Raw genomic sequence first — 20338 nt, 5'->3', positions numbered from 1 at the left:
TATCTACGAAGGAATGAAAAAACTATTATATTTTGCTGCAGTTGTAATTGCTGCCACCGCATCTGTCTCAACAGCCACCAGCTGCAAGTTTGCCCCATCGCAGAATGATGGAGACACAGTGGCTGCCAGCGAATTCTATCCAGAAGACACTTCGGCACTTCATGCCAAAAAGATGGCACGAATAAAGGCTCAGAAGGCCATGACCGACAGTGTGGGAATATACTATATCGGAAGCGGATCTTCTAAGGAAAAACTACAATTGGTTTCCTATCCTTCAAGACGAGACACCTTTGAATACGGAAAGACTCGTCGCATCAAGGTTAAGGGTTGCGCTGATATCAACCACGTGGTACGTGTCGATTTCTATCTCCTCAATGGCAAAGACTCGCTCGTGAAAGCCGTCGAAGAAATCATTCAACAATAACATTCTTCTATATCAAAAAGAATAGGACGCTTATTTTGTATAACGCAAGTCGAATCTGCATGCAAGAATACATCAGATTATTTATGAATAAAACCTATCGCCCTGAATAAGCTGGACGATCCTATAAATTATGAATTGTTTGTCAAGAATAAGAGAAAGACTGTACTCTCTCATTCTTGACAAAATAAAAGCGATGCGTTTTTACCTTTTTACTCCTTTACCTTTGTATTTAGAACCTTATAACTAATTATGACTAACCATATTTAAACCTTGATTTTCAGTAATTTTTAATTTCTACACTTCTGAGTGCTTTGTAACTATAACAAATGAATAGTTGGGTTGTCATTGTTGTCTGTTGTAAAAATCATTTATCGAGAATAGCTCCTGTCACCAACTCATCAATGATGTTTTTAACACCTGTGCTGTTGATCTGCTTTCGGAAGTGGACGGTATAACCATTTGCAGTCATGGCCTTGAAGAACTCCTCAGCACATGAAATCTTGGTGTCCTCATCAGGTGAGATATGTGACTCCTTATCGTAAGCCTTCGTCTCTATCACGATGTTCAGTTCCTTGGTTCCATCAGCCTTCTTGACCACATACATAAAGTCAGGACTGTAGTTGCTTGATGCCACAGTAGGAATACAGATGCTGTGTGATGGAATCTTGCCATATACGATGACTTCATCTATCTCTGTCTTGATATTCTGTAATTCCAAACCTGAGTCATGAGCATAAGTATCATAGAGATACTTGATAGGTGGTTCGCCTGGCACACTCTTATTGCCAATGTATGCCTGAACAACTTCATCCTTCACTGTTCCATCAGCATTGGTGAGCTTGGTTTCCTTCACTGTGTAGTTGGCTTGCTTATAGCGCACAAAACCAACGAGCTGGTCACACTTCCAATCATCTACAGCACCAATCAATCTGGTCAACGAACTATCGTTGAACATTTCGTTGGTGAGATGATAGCCACCATTTGCTGCTTCACATATAGCCTTATGCAGAATATGAACCGGAATGTTGGTGTATCTTGAAGCTCGCTTTAGAAACTCATTATAGCCATAATGGCGGTCATGCAATGTCAATTCTGTATGAGCTCCTTCATTGGCAACTGCTACGTTTCCCTCGAATTCCAAGACTTTGCGAGATGACTCTACGGTCTGAAGAGAGAATACGTGCTTATCCTTGATGATTGAAGGCAGTTCGGCTTCTATCTTCTTGTCTATCGCCTTATCAAAGTACAGAACGTACTTCCTATTCAGCTGTGCCCACAGCTCTCGCAGTTTCTCAAATCTTGCCTTACGGATATGAATCTTATCATTACGACTGCTGTTACGGTTGATGATACGATTGGTATTGACGCCACTTGTAACATCCTTAAACTCAGGATATTCAATCAACATATCATCGAACTTCTCAGGCACCACATTCTTATCAAAGTCGACATAACCTTTAGTCATCAGTTCAATAAAGAACTTATTGACTTCGATATTGCGCTTCTCGGCAACCTTGATGATATCTTCTGCGGTGATAGAAAGCGGACTCTTCTGGTCAGCGTCAAGTTCACCATTGATTTCAGCAACCAGTTTGTTGGCAAAGTCCTTCTCTGTGAAGTCTACGATGTAGTTGAGCATAAAGGAAGAATCGCTGATGCGGTTTCCTGCACTATCAACGGGCAGACGCAGTCCACGACCCACTTCTTGCAGTTTACTGATCTCTGAACCACTTGAGCGGAGCTTGCAGATGGTAAACACATTCGGATTATCCCATCCTTCTTTCAATGTCCATTTAGAGAACAGGAATCGCAGGACGTTTGGCTTGCCCTCCTCATCCGTAAAGCTCAAGAGTTCTTTCTTGCCATGAAGAATCACCTTAACCTCATTGGCAACATTCTCATCAGAATCGTTATTGTCCTGCGAGAAGTAGCCAGCACATGAAGCATCTATATTTTCAAGAGTGGCTCTCAGATATGCCTCGTATTCAGGAGTGTTCTGGCATGTCAGTTCCTTCTTTACTTTTGCCTCCAACAGATCAATGAACTTCTTTCTCAGCCAACCGTCATTCTTGCCTTCAGGACCACGGAAACTCTCAATGCTGTCAATAAAGAACAGAGCCAGTGTCTTGATTGGAAGTCCTTCACGACAGAAGTTCTCACGCTCGGTTTCGAAATGACGCATCAATGCCAATTCTATCATACCCTCCTGATAGGATACGCCATACTGATCAGGGAAGAACTCTTCGCCAGTCTGCTTCTCCTGACCGTTGCTCAGACTGACGCTATTCTTACTGATATCCTCCACCACAACGCCATCCAAATCATTATCAATAGAGCCAAGACTTTCTCCGACATGGAGTGTGAAAGTCTTACCTGTATTGTCTGCACTTGTCAGCCTCATGTTGGCACAGTCACCCCTCACAGTCGATAACACCTTCACTTTCTTTTCTGCCTTCTTACCACCAGGCAACTCCAGATGCTCTTTGGCAACACCTTTGATAAGCCCCTGATTAAAGGAGTCGGCTGCATTCAAGTCGTAGATCAGTTCTTGATAATCCTTCACTGCATGTTTGTTCTTGCCCTTACCAACTGTCAACTCAGGGAAGGTGGCACCATAGCGCAACACCAGTTGAGGACGGAAGTTCTCAATAAGAGCGGCATACGATTTGCCGCCACGCTCCATACGATGTGGCTCGTCGATAATCAGCACAGGCTTGGTGTCAGCAATAGCATCTACAGGTCGATGAAATTCACCCAGCATCTGGTCATAGTCCTCACGGGTCAGTAACTTTCCGTTAGTAATGAGCTGCGTATTAAGCAACAGCACATAAATCTTATGCTTTGCATGATGAGTGCCGTAAAAGAAATGTCCCACGGCAGAAGGCATATTCAGACGGCCCTTCTTCTGTTGCTTATGAGGTTCAAGCAAGCACAACTCTATCTCGGCATTGTAATTGCACACCATCTCAAAGTGGCGTTTCACCTCTTGTTCTTTCAAGAATGCAGCAGTTCCTGCCTTAATAGGCAATGTCGGTACGGCAATGATGAACTTGTTGAATCCGCAACGCTTATGCAACTCAAACATGGTTCGGGTATAGACGTATGTCTTGCCAGTACCCGTCTCCATCTTGATGTCGAGAAGACTATGGTAAGGCAAGTTTTTAATCTTATCCGACAGCATATAGGGCGTCACCCTTTGCTTGGTGGCTTTATCCAATATATTGCCTTTCTTACGCACCAAGCGTAGAGCCTCACCATCGAGCTGTCGCTTCAATAGTGGGTTCTGGTGGCTCTGCTTAGCTGGTTCCTGTATAGAAGCCTCTACCACTGTGGCAACGCCATCAACAGGCATCATTTGGTGTGCGAGGTTATTTTCGAGTTTTAATTCCATGTAATTAAGGATATAATCTATTCATAATAGAATAAAATTTATGATATAACATAAACGTATTCCAAAAGTCTTCTGATTTGAATTTCTGAATAAATTTCTTCTTATCTTCTAAATTCATATTAGTCAGAGCACTTGAGATCAATTTATGTCTAGCTATTTCATCTTGACAGTTATATATATCACGGTAATTTACATGACGTAATTCATACCATAATCTTCTTATATCCTTTAATGGGCGTATGAAAAGTTTTGCAGAGCTAACACATGCCCTGACATCATCATAATGGCGAATTGAGGCTTTTACTATGATTTCACCATTAACCCCATAATCTATATATTGTTGGATATCTGTTAAGTAATATGCTGGGAATGCATATTTTTCTTTTCTGATGCCATTGCAACACATAGGTGATATTCCATTTTTTTCATCAGGAAAATTACCCAAACAAGAAGCCACTAAGTTGTTGTAAGCTACATTATGTGGATATGGCGGAGTATCTTGATTTGTATTTCTTTCAAAATCCTCTCTAAGTATAACGTCCCCAATATTCAGATTTGGTGCAGCTTGGTAATCAGCAAGACGAGCATTGTTTGTGTTGTTATACCCTCTCGGAATAATATGCTCTAGTGAAATCTTCTCAATACCACCATTTGATGCCTTTTTGTTTAATTTTCGCAAACAATAGCAGCAATATCCATGTTGATTTCTGTAAATTGCATCTATCATTCTTTTCTTGTAAATACCCATGTTTGTTGATGAGAAGCGGTTCCCATCACCATCTCTTTTATCGTAACATACATTTGAGTATCTACCAGTTGCAGTATCCAAACAGCAATTGTCCAAGTAATCTTTTGCAACTTGGTCACCCAAAAGTTTATTAGTTGATTTGTCTATAAAAATCATGTTACTGTTTTTTACGTTCTAATTCTATACGACTATTTAGTTCTTGCACAGAAATATATTTCTTGTCCAAGATTTGTCGCTTTAAAACTTCGGCTTGTTCTATTAAGTTATGATTAAGCATGAATGCGCATTCTGAGATAGCCCATTCTAACACCTCATCTCCGCTATTAACTTTCATTACTTCTTGAACACCTGTATTATAGTCCAGCCCGTAAATATCTGATATTGGAATCGGTTCAACAGTATTTCGTTCCATCCTTAATATTGCATTTTTCCCATTTACTGTACTTATTCCTGTCAACACCAGTGGTGAATGTGTAGAGACAATAAACTGGATGTGTGTGAAAGTCTTTGTCAGCCTTTCCAATACTGTTTGTTCCAATTCTGGATGCAGATGCAAATCAATTTCATCTATGATTGCAACACCCGTAATGTCTGTGCTTGTTCCGTTGCTTAGCAGAAATGAACGATAGGCTAAATCCAATGCAATATAAAACAATCGCTTATATCCTGCAGGCAAAACTGAGAAAGCATACCGTTCCCTATCAGGAGTAACAATATTTACTTCTGTCCTGTAGTGGATACCTAATTCCAACGATGCCACTTCCATATTGTTACAATCTCCCTCAGAAAACAGCTGTAAACAAGTCGATATTTTACTTATCTCATTATTACATTCTTCTAATTCTTTTTTGCTTGCTTCTATAAAGGCGTTATACTTCTCTTTTTCTATTTTACCAGCCTTGTATCTATCCTCTATAAGTCTTATCTCCCTTGGAATAACCTCTTGACGGCTCAACTTATTTCTCAGTCTCTCTAACCATATATTGGTAAACCCTTTCTCTGAATTCCAATCGGTATATCCCAGCTCTGGAAAACTATTCTTCAAATGAAAATCGCGCTTTGTTTCCTCTTTTCTGTTGCGTTGGTTAAAAAGAGTATAATGTGGATAACCGTCAGAATAATAAGCCAACAGCGGTAATTGGGGCGAAGGACAGGTATCCTTGCTCCATTTGTATAGTTCCAAAAACTCCTTTCTGTATCCCGACTTTCTCAAAGACATCTTTGGAGCAACTCCTGTCATATCCCAATCTAAAGGAAAATGCTCTCCGAATATTGCATCAGCATGAATGTTTATTTCATATTCAATCGGTTTGGTTCCTTCATAGTTACAATCTAACACAGAGAAACCTTCCACAGTAGGATATGGATTATTAAGTCTGAAAGTTTTAACGTCAATAACTTTCGCTTTCTTCCCTTTCCCTGTTTTCTCTTTTATTTCTTCGGAATACATCAAAAAACTCAATGCCTTATGAATGGCATGTATTAATGTAGACTTACCCGAACCATTCTTACCAAACAGTACGGTTACACCTGGTGCGAACTCAATGGTGTAGTTGCGGAAGCAACGGAAGTTGCTGATATGTAATTTCTTAAGATACATCGTATATCGTTTTTAATATCTTACATCTATGTTCACAGTCAAAGTCTTGTTACCCTCCTTTAGCGTGCGGAGGTTTTTCTGCAGTTCCTCACGGTGGGTGAAGCCGAAGCTGTAGCCGAAGATCACAATGTTGTGAGGAGAGAATGGCTCACCATTATACTTATCCATCAAGGCTGCGATGCTACTTTCGTCGAAGTCGTGGTCTGGATTTATCATATAGAGGTGATCGTCCTTCCAGTAAGACTTGTATTTACCGAGCAACACTTCCTCTGCATCCTCGGTCAAACCATAGCCGTCAGCGACGAGCCATGTGCGAAGCACGGTTTCCATACCGAAGTCATCTACATTCAAGGTCGTGATATTATTGGATACAGGGTCAAACCGTTCCATCAGCAGCAATGCGTCCTTCTTTGGTTCTTCCAATGTGTAATGCTTGAAGCCAAGGTCACCTGCAAAGAGTGGATTGCCAGCCTTAATCTTCTTAGCGGCACGCTTGATGCGCTCCATGCCGACTTCATCGATGGTCTTGTAGCCGGCTTTGGCTGCCTCACTGTCTGGCTTGCATGGCTCGGGAAGTTGGACGAGGATATAATGCATATTACTTCCATCAATGCTCATTTCCATAACAGCGTGGGCTGTCGAAGATGAACCACCAAAGAAATCTACAGCAAGTCCTTCCTTAAATGCCATCTTAAGTAAATGCCGAATTAGTTCAACAGGTTTTGGAGTTTCAAACACAGCAATTCCATCAAATAATTCTTTCAAATCATTTTTAGCTTTCTCATTAGTTGAACCTTCCTTAGCAAAAATCATTGTTTCTGGAGTTAAACCTCTTTCCTTTGCATTTAGGTATGTCTTTACACGAGGAACTCCATTTCCATCCTGACCAAACCAAATTCTATTATCTTTTATGGCCTCTTTCATGGTATCTTCGTTATAAATCCAACAGCGACCACTCGGAAGTTCATGTTTTTTACCATTGGGAGCAACAACGGTATAGAATTGAGATTCCACACCATGACCAGCTTGAGCATGTGCAGGGTCTGATTTCCATAGACCTCTTGGATCATTATCGGGATTACTATAACTTGCTAAGGCTTTACCGGACATTGGAAGTTGATTGATACGCTTTACCTCATCATCATAATAGTTTTTGGAATAACAAAGGATATAGTCATGACGAACAGACGTTTCTTTTCTATTTTCACGATTTAGCCTTTTCTCCCAAATAAATTGCGCAACAAAACATTCTTCACCAAACACCTCATCACAAAGCCTCTTCAGATTTGCCTGTTCATTATCATCAATGGATATAAATATCACGCCATCGTCAGTAAGCAAGTCACGGGCAAACGACAAACGAGGCAACATGAAGGTGAGCCATGCCGCATGGCTGGCACTTCCACGACGAGTCATGGATAGAATGCGCTCAGCACGCTCAGGACTTACATCCAAGCGTTTGGCAAGTTCCTCAGCTGTGAAGTTGAACTTGTCGTTATATACAAAGCCATCAGAACCGGTGTTGTATGGTGGATCGATATAAATCACCTTCACCTTGCCACTATACGATTTCACCAGATGCTGCAGCGCATCCAGATTGTCACCGCTGATATAGACATTCTGACTATCCTTGTTCTCAGGCTTGGCATTATGCTCCTCGTCAGGACGGATGAGCGTGGTGGTGTCCATGTTGGTAAGCATACGGGCATAGTTCTTGCCCAGCCAGTTGAAACCGCTGGTTTCGTCAGTAATGGTGGTTCCTCCAGGCAATGCAGCCTTGAAAGCCTCTATGTCAAATTCGCCGTCAGCATGAAAGCACTGGGGGAAGTACTTTTTCAGCGCATCCATTTCTTTCTGTCCCGCCACTGCATCAGCGTTGTGATTAATTATATCTTTGATCATATTCAAGTCTTCTTATCGTTAATCGTTCACTGCCTCCAGACGCACCAGGTCGTTCACTTCCACATTCAGGAGCTTGGCAATCATCAGCAAGGTCTCCAGTGAGGGCTGGCTGGCATTGGTACACCACTTGCTGACCGTTGCAGGGTCCTTATCCAGCTGCTCCGCCAACCATTTGTTGGTCTTGTCCTTGTCAGCCAATGCGGCTTTGATTGTGTTCAACTTTCTGTCCATCATGACTCATCTTTAATAAATAATGCAAATATAGTCAATTCTTTTGAGAAACGTGAACAATTCGCAATAAAAATGAGGTTGAGGGGTTTATACTGATAATCAACTAATAATACATTTTATATTTAAAAAGTCCTTTTATTCATCACATAGTTCTTTAATCTGCTTCTTAGGTGTAACACCCAGTTTCTTCAGACTCTCTACCCTTCTCATGACATTACCAGCGCCATCGTAAAGTTGCTTTTTAGCCTTGTCAAAGGTTCCAGACAGACGGGTTATCAAGTCGCCCACACCCATAAAGGTGTCCTCAAAACCTGCCACCTTATCATACAAGTCTGCTGCAGTCTTCACGATTTTCTCCACATTCTTATTCTGTCTATCGTACTGCCACAGGTTGTAAGCCAACTGAAGAGCCATCAGAAGATTGCTGGGCGAAATGATGATAATTTTCTTTTGATAAGCATAACGGCTAAGCTCAGGTTGCTGCTTCATGGCTGCAATATAGCTGGTTTCGTTGGGAATAAACATCAGAACAAAGCCAATGGCATCATCCACCAGCTTGGAATAGTCTTTTTCTGCCAGTTCGTCGATATGCCTGCGCACACTTGCCGCATGCAGTTTCATCAGCCGTTCGCGCTCGCCATCATCTTCTGCCGCTATAGCATCAGAATAGGCAGTAAGCGAAACCTTCGAGTCGATGACTACACTTCTGCCTTCTGGGAACCTCACGATGACATCAGGGCGGAAGTTCTTGCCCTCTTCATCCTTAGTGTTCTCCTGGATAAAGAACTCCTCGTCCTTTCGCAATCCACTGTTCTCGAGAATGGTTTCAAGCACCATCTCACCCCAGTCGCCCTGCATCTTACTATCTCCCTTCAGGGCACGAGTTAGATTAGCTGCATCCGAACCTATCTTCGAAGTCTGCTCCTTCAACAAAGAAACTGCTTGCTGCTGCTCCTGCTGAAAGAGTTTCATCGTTGCCTCAAAGGTATTCTGCAGTTCTTTCTTGTTCACTTCGTTCTGAGTCTTGCTTTCCTCAACCGACTTTTTGAAGTCTGCAAACTGTTCCTTGATAGGCTTCAATAGTTCATCCATCTGCAGACGGTTGTTCTCCTGCAAAGCCGATTGCTTGGCAGCCAGTTGCTCTGCAGCCACTTTCTGATGTTCTGCATTCATGCGCTGCATGTCTTGCTTTAGCGTTTCCATCTTCTGCGCCCATTGCTGATCGCTCTCAGCACGCAACTTGGCTGCATACTGACGTTCGCTCTCCATCTGTCCCTTCAGCGACTGCATCTCCGAAGCATGTGCTTCCCTCAAAGCCTGCATCTCTTCGGCATGATGGGCTCTTTCATTCTTCAGGATAACATCATAATGTTCCTTCAGATTTTCTTTCTCCTTCTCTGCCTGCTGGCGCACCTGGTCGGTCAGGCTCTTAACTTGTTCCATCTCTGCCGCCAACACTTGAGCCTTTGCCACAAGCTGTGTTTTCTCCTCGCTTGCAGTTTTCGCAGCCATCAGCTTGCCAAGAAAGAAGCCTACGATGATACCGATAATAATTCCGATGATGATTACTATTTCCATTGTTTTGTTTATTTCTTGCGTTTACTCGATTCAACATATAAGGACTCTCATCCTTACAATTACCAGACGCAAAGGTACACTTTTTCTAACGAATATCCAAGCCCCCATCCTTTTTTTAACCAAGAAATGCCATAGCAACCGTTTTAAAGTCAAATGCACGACTGTTTCACTACAGCCGTGCATTCTATAAGTTTTCACATACAAATGTTAACTAAAAATTAAACAAATTATTTTTCAACAAATCTCAGAGGTGTACGGCAAGCGTATCGGTGACCGATTGAAAGAGACAACCGAGATTGTCCCTCTCTTGAATGGCTCATACAGAGGCTAAAAAACAATAATTGTTCATAAATGTCAAGCCAATGCTCAATGCGCACCTCACATAAGATGCACAAAGAGCACTGGCTTTTACTTTTCCAGCGAGCTATCTCGATGCCGCTAAAACAACGATTTTAAAAATCGGTAAGCCTAATTACCGGTTTTTGAAAATCGCATCAGGCTGCCACTCCAAAAGGAGTTCTTGTACAAGTCAAGCATCCTCGGCTGAGCACCTTCGGGGAGCAAGCTCTGGCAGATTTTTCACATTGATTTGACACACTCATCATACACCGCTAACCCTTTCACGGTCAGAAGATATTTCTGGCGAGGATGATGTGGCGAGTTCGGAAATTTCATTTTTACCAAGCCTTCAGTAATGGCTGGCGTAAGAGAATATTCAAGGAAATTGGGACGATTCTTCAAACCGACCGCCTCCATCATTTCCTTAACGCTCTTTTCATCTGTGCCAATCGCAATAACTAACCGTTTTATATTTTCAGATAACGTAGATACGGTTTCATCAAAACTTGTATGGGTGCTTGTATGGGTACTTGTATGGGTGTCACCAACATCTGCATATCCTATCAGCATATAACGGTTCTTCAGTTCATGATGTTCGCCCAACATCAAATTACGGAAGAACCTGATGAGGAATGATTTGTTGGGCTCTATACCTTTTGAAGGATTGCGATAGTTGGCACGAACAAGGGCATTGCGGAAGTACCAAGAGTTGTCGGCAAACAAATCGTTGTCCACCTTGAAACCGATAGAGCGCAGATATTTGATGACAAACACGGCCGTTGTTCGTGTGTTGCCCTCACGAAACGGATGGTTCTGCCATAGCAAGGTGACGAAATCTACAATGTGACTGATGATTTCATCCGTTGACAGTCCTTTATAATTAAAGTCCTTTTCTTGCTGAATGTCATATCGCAACGCCATCATAATGTCGGCAGCACGTCCATACACAACAGTATCTCCTTGCAATATCCATTCCTTCTTGCTGATGTCATAGGGGCGCACTTCACCAGCATGTTTGAATACACCCTCAAACAAGTGCCTATGGATATTCAGAAATTCCAATGCTGTAAACGAAAAAGACTTCTCGCTCAGTAGCTTGGCTATATTGGCAGCCACACGGTCGGCCTCTTCTTTTTCGGCATCATCCTCATCATGAGTAGTTTTGTTGACATAATACGATTTCAACTGTTCGCGCACATCATCAATGGTAATATCGCCCTCAATGTGTCTAACAGCCGTCTCTTTCAGATAGTCAGACACCTTCAGTCCGTCAACATCTTGCAGACCGATAGCCGTGCGCCATGCCGAAGCCCTTTCGCGCTTATGAGGCTCTGCCACACGCTCGTAGGCTTCGAAGTCAAGGTATAGTTGTTTGTTTTTATCAGTCATAATTATATCTTCTTTAGACCATTTGTCCGAAATAATTCAAATAGTATCGGACAAATGGTTTCACTTCTCATATTAGTTCAGATAATTTTCAAGCACAGCTTTCTTTCGCTTTGGACAACCAGTAATTATTTTATGAGCCATATTTATTTGCTCTTTATACTCCTTAACTTGATTAATAACTTGCTGTTGCTCTGCGAGAGGAATTACAGGAATCTCATATCGCATAATGTTGTCTTTATTGCCTCTTGGCATTTTCATGCCCTTTACATCTGTCATTACGAAATCAAAGAATCGCTGACGAGCCATAACATGGTAAACATATTCTGGCAGATAATCACGAGAATCAAGTCTTATGACTAATACATCAGGACTACAACCACCATCTTTATCTGCAAGCCAATTTTTTTAAGATATGGGCGAATGTTAGACAACAGGATAGCCCCTTTATCATACTTTACTGCCGAATTTATATTTGGTTCTCCATTATATGGCCTTACTCCCTCATAATTCTGCAAGAGGTTATCGGTACTGATATAATCGGCAACAGACATTTCGCTCATACTCATACGTTCATTAGAGTAAGAACATATCTGCTTAAGCATACCCCCATTTTTTCTTTAGCAATAACTTCAAGATTATCAAATATTTCGCTAATTTTCTTACGATAAGTTTCAATAGTCATACGACTAGTAGCGTACTCTTTATCTATAGCCTCACATTCAGATATAATTTTCTTTTGAATTTCGATGGGAGGGACAGGTATTTATAGAGACTCTATATCTGCCTTATTTATACTTGGATATTGTCCTTTGGGCATTTTCTCTATTATCTGATCCATTAAAGGTTCTAAATTCATGAAGTAAATATAAATGAGCTTTATTAAGTAACCGTTTCTCGTCTTTTGACCTCAGAATGGCAAATCTTGCGCTCTTTCTCTTGGGTCAGTTCTTGCTGCTGTGCAAGCAGTTGATCAAGTTCCTCAAAAAGAACTTTCTCATCGAGTTCCTTGCATAAAGAAACCTGACAAGCACAAAACAGACAAACCAACAAACAATAGACTCTATTCATGACAACAGATTTTTATTTTTACTTTTTACTAAAAGTCCCATTTCACACCTAAGCAGGGACGGCATTTGAAGCCACCTGTTGAGCCAAAGTTGTTGCTCAACTCTACCTCGCCTCCTACACTGAGGTTCTCGCAACCGAAGTGCTGACCTACATTGTACCAGAGCTGTGGCTCGGTGATGAAGACTGTGTGCTTGGTTGTAGCAGAACCATCCTCCTGATAGTCGACAGCATGAGTCTCCCACCAGAAATCGGCAAAGCCGTCGAACTTCAAACCCTTTACACCAAAGATGTCGTTACAGGTCCAGACAGCAGTAAACTGCAAGGGTACATTCTGATCAGTCTGACGGATGGTCTTGTATAAAGCATCCAGAGTCAAAGTGTTTTTGTAATTCTTGTCGTGCACGAGGTATTCCACACCGAAGAGCCATGCATTGTTGATGGGATAATTCTTGGTGATACCACCATTGTACTCCACATGAAGGCTCCAGTTCTTGAACTGAGTTTTCTGCCAGAAGTTGAGTGCACGTGAAATCTCTGTATAGGTTCCTCCCTGGGCAATATTCTTCTCGCCCACTACCATTTTGTCGTAGTTGAAGTCGTGGTCAACAAAGAAATAAGTACTACCCCACTTGTCCTGCTTGAACATTTCGAGGGTAAGGGTGACAAACTTACGGTCGGAACCGAAATCATACAAAATCTGAGCGTTGGTCTGTGCCTTTGCCACTGAGCTGCAAGCCCAAAGAATCAGCAAAGCCATAACTAATCGCAAATGTCGGAGTTGGTTTAAAATCATTGTTTCTTATTATAGTTTTAAATATGTACAAGAAAGCCTCCTGCTCTCTAATCGTTTGCAAAGTTAATAAAAACTATAATAAGAAACAAACAATCTTAAATAAATATTGAACTCAACTTTCGAAAATGGGGAAGTTAAAGAAGTTAAAGAAATTAGAGAAGTTAAAGCCATATACTTTACAGCTAAATCTTCAACTAAAAAGACTGTTGGCTATAACTTCTAACGCCCGAAGGGAGTGATAACTTCTTTAACTTCTATAACTTCTGAACTTGGAATGTTCAATTTATCAGAATTCAAGTATCATTGCCTGACGAGGACGAAGCTTTACGTTCTTGTTGATAAGAACAGTGCAGCCATTCGTAACATCAGTAGCCTTTTCATGCGAACCGATAATCTCTGCATAACGTGTCACATCCAGCTCATTGGCTTCCTTCTTGCCATTGATGATGGTCATGACTGTTTTACCCTGATACTGGCGTGCGATGACATACACACCCTTATAAGGACAGAACTGAGTCTGCTTGCCTTTGGTAACCACCTTGTTACCCTGGCGCCAATGCAGCAAGTTGCTGAGCCACTGGAACATCCGGTTCTCATCCTGTGTTCTTCCTTCTTCGGTGAAGGCATTATGCTTGTCGCCAGCCCATCCACCAGGGAAGTCTTTACGCACGTTGCCGTCGGTTACACTCTTGGTGCCATTCATCAACACTTCTGTACCATAATAAAGCTGCGGTGTACGGTTGATGGTAAGCAAGAGCGCCAAAGCCTGCTTCAATGCCACGGTATCCTTGCCCTCGCCGAGGAATCTGTCGGTATCGTGATTTTCAATGAATGCCATCACGCTCTTTGGGTTAGGATAGAGATAATCATAGCAGAACACATTATAGAGACGGTTCATTCCGTTCCACCAGTCATCGGTTTCCTCGTTCTTGGCACTGTTGATACGGTCGAAGAAGGCAAAGTCCATCACTGTTTTCAGATAGCTGTTCTTCTCTGAGAGCTTGCTGTCTTTCTGCCATGCAGCAGTATAGGCTGGCTCAGTAACCCATGTCTCGCCTACGGTATTGAAGTTAGGATATTCGTTGTTGAGCGTCTTCATCCACAAAGCCATCGCATCACGGTCGGCATAAGGATAAGTGTCCATACGGATGCCATCAATTCCCACGGTCTCTATCCACCATTCGCTGTTCTGGATAAGGTACTTGATGACATGAGGGTTGCGCTGATTGAGGTCTGGCATAGAAGGTACAAACCATCCGTCTACCGTCTCTTCCATATCCACCTTGCTGGCGTATGGGTCGAGGACAGGAGTCAACTTATAACTGGTCTGTCGATACATATCGTTCACAGTTCTTGCTCCGTCCACAGTACCAATCTTCTTCACATGCTCAGGAGTCTGATACTCAGGAAGAAGCCATTCTGGACAGTTGAACCAGTCTTTTGAAGGCATGTCGGCAATCCAGGGATGCTCGAAACCACAGTGATTGAAAATCATATCCATCACAATCTTCAAGCCTTTCTGATGTGCCTCGTCAATGAGTCGCTTGTACTCAGCATTGGTTCCGAAACGAGGGTCAACCTTGTAATAATCGGTTGTGGCATAACCATGATAGCTGCTGCTCTTGCCGTCGCCTGGACTGTCATTCTCTAAAACGGGAGTAAACCAAAGGGCCGTGACACCCAACTGGGTGAAGTAATCCAAGTGCTGACGGATTCCTTCCAGGTCTCCACCATGACGCAGACTTGGAGCATGACGGTCGCAATTCGTGTCACGCATCGTCTTGAGAACATCATTCTTAGGATTTCCATTGGCAAAGCGATCCGGCATCAACATATAGAGCACGTCTTCGTTGGTGAAGCCCATGCGCTTTTCGCCAGCCATCTCTCGGTCTTTCAACTGATACTTCACCTTCTTGCTCTGCTTTCCCTGCTTAAAATTGAGAACCATCTCGCCTGCCTTGGCATCCTTCAGATTAAGATAAACCAAGAGATAATTGGGTGATTCAAGACGGGCAACGCTATCGATTTTCACGCCAGGATAATTGACTGTCACCTCAGCATTCTTGATGTCCTTACCATACACCATCAACTGCAACGAAGCGTCTTTCATACCTACAAACCAGTCGGTAGGTTCTATGCGGCTCACGTTGACTGCCGCCGTCATACTCATTACGCTACTCATAAGCAACATGAATGAAACAAATTTCTTCTTCATTATAGATCTATGTTTAAGTTATTGTATTGACTTTCGAAACTTATTTCTGATACAGTATCAATGCCGACTGGCCATCTATGATGGTTTCGTTACCCACCAATGGCATCCCGATTCCGTCTTCATTGATAACCCCATTGCAGCAAGCCACATGATACTCGCCCTGAGGTATCGCTACGGTGCGGGCTTCCTTGTTGGCATTGAAGATGACAATAATGTTCTTCCAGCTGTCTATGCCTTCCAGGTTCTTGAGTCTGAAGGCAAGCAGGCAACCATTCTTCTCCACCTGAGCGCCATCTTTCTTCTGCTCTGCAACAGGGGCTGTTGGCAAGAACTCCAAATGTTCTCTCACTGCCTCAGCCTTGGCAAGACGGAAAGCCGGATGATTCTTTCGAAGCTGAATCAGGTTACGATAATATTCAAACACCTGTGGATATTTCTTCAGATTCTCCCAGTTAAACTCATTGATACTGTCGGGCGAGCAATAACTGTTGTGCACACCCTTCTTGTCACGCAACATCTCCTCTCCTGCCAAGAAGAAAGGCACACCCTGCGATGTGAACACAGCAGTCTGAGCCAACAAGTCGAGGCGAATCAACTCTGCTATACGTTCGCTCTCCGTTCTGGAAGCATCTTTGATGCCAGGCACGGTTGCCTTCAGACGGTCAACAAGACACATATCGTCGTGACAGCTCACATAGCTGATCTGCTGGGTAGGCTCTGCTGTCCAAGGCTTCTTGTCATAGTTGACCAAATTCATATCTACCTGCGGATGGGCAATGCCTCCCACTATACCAAACTTCAGACTCTCTTCCTCGCCGGGAATGCCAGCCAGGAAAGCGCCTTTGGTATTGTCAGAGAAAGGACCACGAAGGGCATCTCGCATATCATCGCTGAAGGCTCCGATACCATTGAGTTTGAAGGTGTTGGCCTTTATCGCCAACTGGTCGTTTGGATAAGCGCAACTTCCTGCGCTCCAACCTTCACCATAGATATAAATGCTTGGATCAATGCGGTTTACCATCTCACGGATAGCCAGCATAGTCTCTATGTCGTGAACACCCATCAGGTCGAAGCGGAAACCATCAATATGGAATTCATCAATCCAGTACTTCACGCTCTCCAGCATAAACTGGCGCATCAAAGGCTTTTCTGATGCAGTCTCGTTGCCACAACCCGAACCATCGCTATACTTGCCTTCCTTGGTCTTGCGATAGTAATAATCGGGATAAGTACGCTGGAAGTTACTTCCGTTGATATCGAAGGTATGGTTATACACAGCATCGAAGATGACACGGATGCCCGCCTTGTGCAATGCCATCACCATCTCCTTGAACTCCTTGATGCGGGTTCCCGGAGCATAAGGATTGGTGCTATAGCTACCTTCTGGCACATTATAGTTCTTAGGGTCATAGCCCCAGTTAAACTGTGGCGTATCGAGGCGTGTCTCATCAACCGAAGCAAAATCGAACAAAGGCTGGAAGTGTATCGCATTGACACCGAGGCGCTTGAGATATTCTATCGCCTTAGGTTCTGTCAGTGCCAGATACTTGCCTTTATACTTCAGCCCAGAGGTAGGTGACACCGAGAAATCACGCACGTGGAGCTCATAAATCACCAAGTCGGCAGGCGACTTCAGTTCTGGTCGCTTGTCATCCTTCCATCCCTCAGGATTGGTAGAAGCCATGTCGATGATGGCACCCCGATTGCCATTCACACCGACAGCCTTGGCAAAAGTACCGGGACATTCACCCTTTCCCATATCAAAAGTATAGAACTTTCCCTTCAAGTCACCCTTTACGGTAGCTTCCCATCGGTCCTTACATACACTTTTCATCTTGATGGTCTTAACAGGTTTTCCTATCAGTCCGTCTTTATAAATACGGATTTTTACACTCGGTTTTGCACTACTGGAAGAAACCTGTGGAGTTGCACCAGTTACACCATCTACTTCAACAGAAGCTGTAGGTGAATTCAAAGAGAAAGTAGTTTTATCCTTAGAATAGGACATTTCATTGAAAGCACCTTGTGCCATCAATGAATGGGGAACTAAAACAGCAGTCAAGGCTACTAAAAATTGATTTTTAATGCTCATACGGTTAAGCTTTTGCTAGATTGAGAGAAAATCCAAACAAGAATCATTCTCCATTTTACGTATAAATATAGACTTTTAACTAAGCTATAGCTATTATACTATCTTTTTCTTGCATAAAATACCTACAAAAGCGTATTTTATGCAGAAATAGGCAGAACCAAACACGCTCATTTTTAGCGTATTTGATTCCACCTTGCCATTCGGTCGGAAATACAGAAAATACAGCGAATATAAGAACCCTGTTTTTTCATGAATTTCACAACCAAAGTACACCAGTTAAAATTTTAAAGTTTATTTTGCAAGCAATGAGATGGCAAAGCCACCACCACGTGCCTCTTTGATCTTCAAGACATCACCCTTCTTCACAGTCTTGTGAATAATCTGGTAGGATTTAGGGTTCTTCTCATAGTCGGCATTCTTGCCGTCCTGATAGATGGCGCAGGCATACTTCTTACCCTTGTCGAGGAAGTCGAGCTTCACTACCGATGTACGGGCTGCGTCAGTCTTGCCACCAACAAACCAGTTGTCGGTTCCTTTTGCCTTGCGGGCTACGGTGATATACTTGGCAGGTTCTGCCTCTATATACTTGGAGTCATCCCAGTCGCAAGCCACATCGCGGATAAACAGGAAGGCATCGTCGTACTTCTCATAGTGCTCAGGCAGGTCGGCTGCCATCTGCAAAGGACTGTACATCACAAGATAGAGTGAGAGCTGACCACAGAGAGTGGTGTGCACATAACTTGAGTTGTTGCTCCACTCCGACAGTTTGGTCTCGAAGATACCTGGAGTATAGTCCATAGGTCCTCCCTGCAGACGGGTGAATGGCAGCATCACGGTGTGATAGCTTACACTTCCACCAAAAGCCTCATACTCAGTACCTCTTGCGCTCTCGTTGCCCACCAGGTTTGGCCATGTACGGCAGATACCTGTAGGACGTGTAGCCTCGTGAGCATTCACCATGATGTGATGTTTGGCAGCCGTCTCAACGACACGCTGGTAGTGATTGTTCATCAACTGGCTGTAGTGATATTCGCCTCTTGGGATGATATCGCCCACATAACCGGTCTTCACGGCATCATAACCATACTTGTTCATCAGCTGGAAGGCATTCTCCAAGTGACGCTCATAGTTAAGAGCTGCGGCAGAAGTCTCATGATGCATCATCAGTTTCACGCCCTTGGAATGAGCATATTCGTTGAGCATCTTGATATCGAAATCAGGATAAGGAGTCACAAAGTCGAAGACATCAAGTTTCTGATGACCAAACCAGTCTTCCCAACCTTCGTTCCATCCTTCTACCAGCACTTCCTGCAAACCATTCTTTGCTGCAAAGTCGATATAGCGCTTCACTTCTTCATTGGTAGCCCCATGTGTTCCATTAGGCTTGCACTTGCTATAGTCGGTCACACCAAGGCGAACAGAAGGCAGGTCGTTGGTGTAGCTCCATGTTTTAGTACCAACAATCATGTTCCACCACACACCGCAGTACTTAGTAGGATGAATCCATGAAGTATCCTCTATCTTGCAAGGCTCGTTGAGGTTGAGTGTCAGTTTGCAGGAAAGCATATCGCGTGCATCATCACTCACCAGCACGGTACGCCATGGCGTGTTGAAAGGAGTCTGGATGAATCCCTTTCTGCCTACCGCATCAGGTGTCAACCATGACTCAAAGGTCAGTGTCTTTTCATCCAGATTGAGGTGCATCGTAGGATAATCCAGACAGGCAGCCTCATGGATATTGATATAAAGTCCGTCCTTGGTCTTCATCTGAAGAGAGGTCTGCACACCTGTGTCAGAGAAGACGGTGGTGGAAGAGTTGCTTTTGTATGATTCGCGGTTCTTGGCGATAACAGGACGGATGCCTGTCAGAGGAGTAATCTGATATTCATACTCTTGAGTGTCGTAGTCGCCTGGAATCCAATAGGCAGTATGGTCGCCTGCCATGGCAAACTGGGTGTGCTCTTCCTGAATGACGAAATAGTTGAGCGATTCCTGCTGTGGGAACTCATAGCGCAGACCCATACCATAATCATATACGCGGAAGCGAATGGTGATGTTACGGTTGGAAGAAGCCTGATTTAGGTTTACCTCCATTTCGTTATAATTGTTGCGAATGGTAGCAGTCTCACCCCATACAGGCTTCCATGTCTCATCAAAAGAAGAGGTCTTGCTTCCTGTTTCGGTGAATCCGTCCATCAGATTGGTTTCCGTCATACCCTTGCTGGCATGCTTGTCCTTGGCAAGCTCCAGTCCGAGGTGTGAGGGTTTACATACTGTCTTGCCCTTATAACTCATCTCGTAGGTAGGCTGTCCATTACCAGTCAGAGAGAATGTTACCGATACATTGCCATTGGGCGATTTAACGGTCTGCGCTGCCGCCAAGAGTGGCAGCAGCAGACCAACTACTAAAACATTCAATTTCTTCATATAGTCCAGTGTTATTTTGTCTTTTTCAGTTGTTGCTTGCCTTGTTCTGCAGTTTGCTTTGTTCTGCTATTGTTTGTCAGTAAAAGTAAGTCTTTTGGTTAGACATTGCAAATATACAAAAAAGAAAAATACCCTCCTAAA

The 20338-nt window shown here is 43.2% G+C and carries 14 protein-coding genes; 1 reads left to right on the top strand and 13 read right to left on the bottom strand.

Annotation, left to right across the window (positions count from 1 at the left end):
- Positions 1-13 precede the first annotated feature (13 nt).
- Entirely contained in the window at positions 14-424 is a 411-nt protein-coding gene (locus tag P3T48_RS01045; protein WP_217757594.1) for a hypothetical protein, read from the top strand.
- Between the two features lie 364 nt (positions 425-788).
- Here P3T48_RS01045 and P3T48_RS01040 read toward each other — a convergent pair whose 3' ends face one another.
- The 13 genes from P3T48_RS01040 to P3T48_RS00980 form a co-directional block, all read right to left on the bottom strand.
- Positions 789-3815, bottom strand: coding sequence for a type III restriction-modification system endonuclease (locus tag P3T48_RS01040; RefSeq protein ID WP_276505284.1), 3027 nt, complete (start codon positions 3813-3815; stop codon positions 789-791).
- A gap of 4 nt (positions 3816-3819) precedes the next feature.
- Positions 3820-4719 (bottom strand): hypothetical protein, encoded by a 900-nt coding sequence (locus P3T48_RS01035; protein WP_276505283.1) that lies wholly within the window; start codon positions 4717-4719, stop codon positions 3820-3822.
- Between the two features lies 1 nt (position 4720).
- On the bottom strand, positions 4721-6163 hold the full coding sequence (locus P3T48_RS01030) for an AAA family ATPase (protein WP_276505282.1): 1443 nt from the start codon (positions 6161-6163) through the stop codon (positions 4721-4723).
- A gap of 12 nt (positions 6164-6175) precedes the next feature.
- Positions 6176-8065 carry a site-specific DNA-methyltransferase gene (locus P3T48_RS01025; RefSeq protein WP_276505281.1) on the bottom strand — a complete coding sequence of 630 codons (1890 nt, stop codon included), beginning with the start codon at positions 8063-8065 and terminating at the stop codon, positions 6176-6178.
- Positions 8066-8083: 18 nt separating this feature from the next.
- Entirely contained in the window at positions 8084-8299 is a 216-nt protein-coding gene (locus P3T48_RS01020) for a helix-turn-helix transcriptional regulator (protein WP_276505280.1), read from the bottom strand.
- Positions 8300-8431: 132 nt separating this feature from the next.
- Positions 8432-9874: a DNA recombination protein RmuC gene (locus P3T48_RS01015; RefSeq protein ID WP_276505279.1), complete on the bottom strand. Its 1443-nt coding sequence runs from the start codon at positions 9872-9874 to the stop codon at positions 8432-8434.
- 579 nt (positions 9875-10453) lie between these two features.
- Positions 10454-11602 carry a Fic family protein gene (locus P3T48_RS01010; RefSeq protein WP_276505278.1) on the bottom strand — a complete coding sequence of 383 codons (1149 nt, stop codon included), beginning with the start codon at positions 11600-11602 and terminating at the stop codon, positions 10454-10456.
- 72 nt (positions 11603-11674) lie between these two features.
- Positions 11675-11860, bottom strand: a complete 186-nt coding sequence (locus P3T48_RS01005) for a restriction endonuclease subunit S domain-containing protein (protein ID WP_276505277.1) — start codon at positions 11858-11860, stop codon at positions 11675-11677.
- Between the two features lie 621 nt (positions 11861-12481).
- Positions 12482-12670 carry a hypothetical protein gene (locus P3T48_RS01000; protein ID WP_276505276.1) on the bottom strand — a complete coding sequence of 63 codons (189 nt, stop codon included), beginning with the start codon at positions 12668-12670 and terminating at the stop codon, positions 12482-12484.
- A gap of 28 nt (positions 12671-12698) precedes the next feature.
- Positions 12699-13463: a DUF5020 family protein gene (locus tag P3T48_RS00995; protein ID WP_022253283.1), complete on the bottom strand. Its 765-nt coding sequence runs from the start codon at positions 13461-13463 to the stop codon at positions 12699-12701.
- Between the two features lie 286 nt (positions 13464-13749).
- Positions 13750-15678, bottom strand: coding sequence for a glycoside hydrolase family 13 protein (locus P3T48_RS00990; RefSeq protein ID WP_276505275.1), 1929 nt, complete (start codon positions 15676-15678; stop codon positions 13750-13752).
- A 40-nt stretch (positions 15679-15718) separates the two neighbouring features.
- Complete coding sequence (gene pulA, locus P3T48_RS00985) at positions 15719-17770, bottom strand: type I pullulanase (RefSeq protein ID WP_276505274.1); 2052 nt, start codon at positions 17768-17770, stop codon at positions 15719-15721.
- Positions 17771-18061: 291 nt separating this feature from the next.
- Entirely contained in the window at positions 18062-20197 is a 2136-nt protein-coding gene (locus P3T48_RS00980) for a glycoside hydrolase family 97 protein (RefSeq protein ID WP_276505273.1), read from the bottom strand.
- Positions 20198-20338: the final 141 nt, after the last annotated feature.

The sequence above is a fragment of the Segatella intestinalis genome (assembly GCF_029348455.1).
GTDB lineage: Bacteria > Bacteroidota > Bacteroidia > Bacteroidales > Bacteroidaceae > Prevotella.
Note: the sequence above shows the minus strand (reverse complement) of the source record. Positions and strands in the feature narration are given on the sequence as shown.

Coding starts and splice junctions, on each gene's coding strand:
- P3T48_RS01045 (WP_217757594.1), top strand. CDS start 14: ATGAAAAAACTATTATATTTTGCTGCAGTTGTAATTGCTGCCACCGCA.
- P3T48_RS01040 (WP_276505284.1), bottom strand. CDS start 3,815: ATGGAATTAAAACTCGAAAATAACCTCGCACACCAAATGATGCCTGTT.
- P3T48_RS01035 (WP_276505283.1), bottom strand. CDS start 4,719: ATGATTTTTATAGACAAATCAACTAATAAACTTTTGGGTGACCAAGTT.
- P3T48_RS01030 (WP_276505282.1), bottom strand. CDS start 6,163: ATGTATCTTAAGAAATTACATATCAGCAACTTCCGTTGCTTCCGCAAC.
- P3T48_RS01025 (WP_276505281.1), bottom strand. CDS start 8,065: ATGATCAAAGATATAATTAATCACAACGCTGATGCAGTGGCGGGACAG.
- P3T48_RS01020 (WP_276505280.1), bottom strand. CDS start 8,299: ATGATGGACAGAAAGTTGAACACAATCAAAGCCGCATTGGCTGACAAG.
- P3T48_RS01015 (WP_276505279.1), bottom strand. CDS start 9,874: ATGGAAATAGTAATCATCATCGGAATTATTATCGGTATCATCGTAGGC.
- P3T48_RS01010 (WP_276505278.1), bottom strand. CDS start 11,602: ATGACTGATAAAAACAAACAACTATACCTTGACTTCGAAGCCTACGAG.
- P3T48_RS01005 (WP_276505277.1), bottom strand. CDS start 11,860: ATGAAAATGCCAAGAGGCAATAAAGACAACATTATGCGATATGAGATT.
- P3T48_RS01000 (WP_276505276.1), bottom strand. CDS start 12,670: ATGAATAGAGTCTATTGTTTGTTGGTTTGTCTGTTTTGTGCTTGTCAG.
- P3T48_RS00995 (WP_022253283.1), bottom strand. CDS start 13,463: ATGATTTTAAACCAACTCCGACATTTGCGATTAGTTATGGCTTTGCTG.
- P3T48_RS00990 (WP_276505275.1), bottom strand. CDS start 15,678: ATGAAGAAGAAATTTGTTTCATTCATGTTGCTTATGAGTAGCGTAATG.
- pulA (WP_276505274.1), bottom strand. CDS start 17,770: ATGAGCATTAAAAATCAATTTTTAGTAGCCTTGACTGCTGTTTTAGTT.
- P3T48_RS00980 (WP_276505273.1), bottom strand. CDS start 20,197: ATGAAGAAATTGAATGTTTTAGTAGTTGGTCTGCTGCTGCCACTCTTG.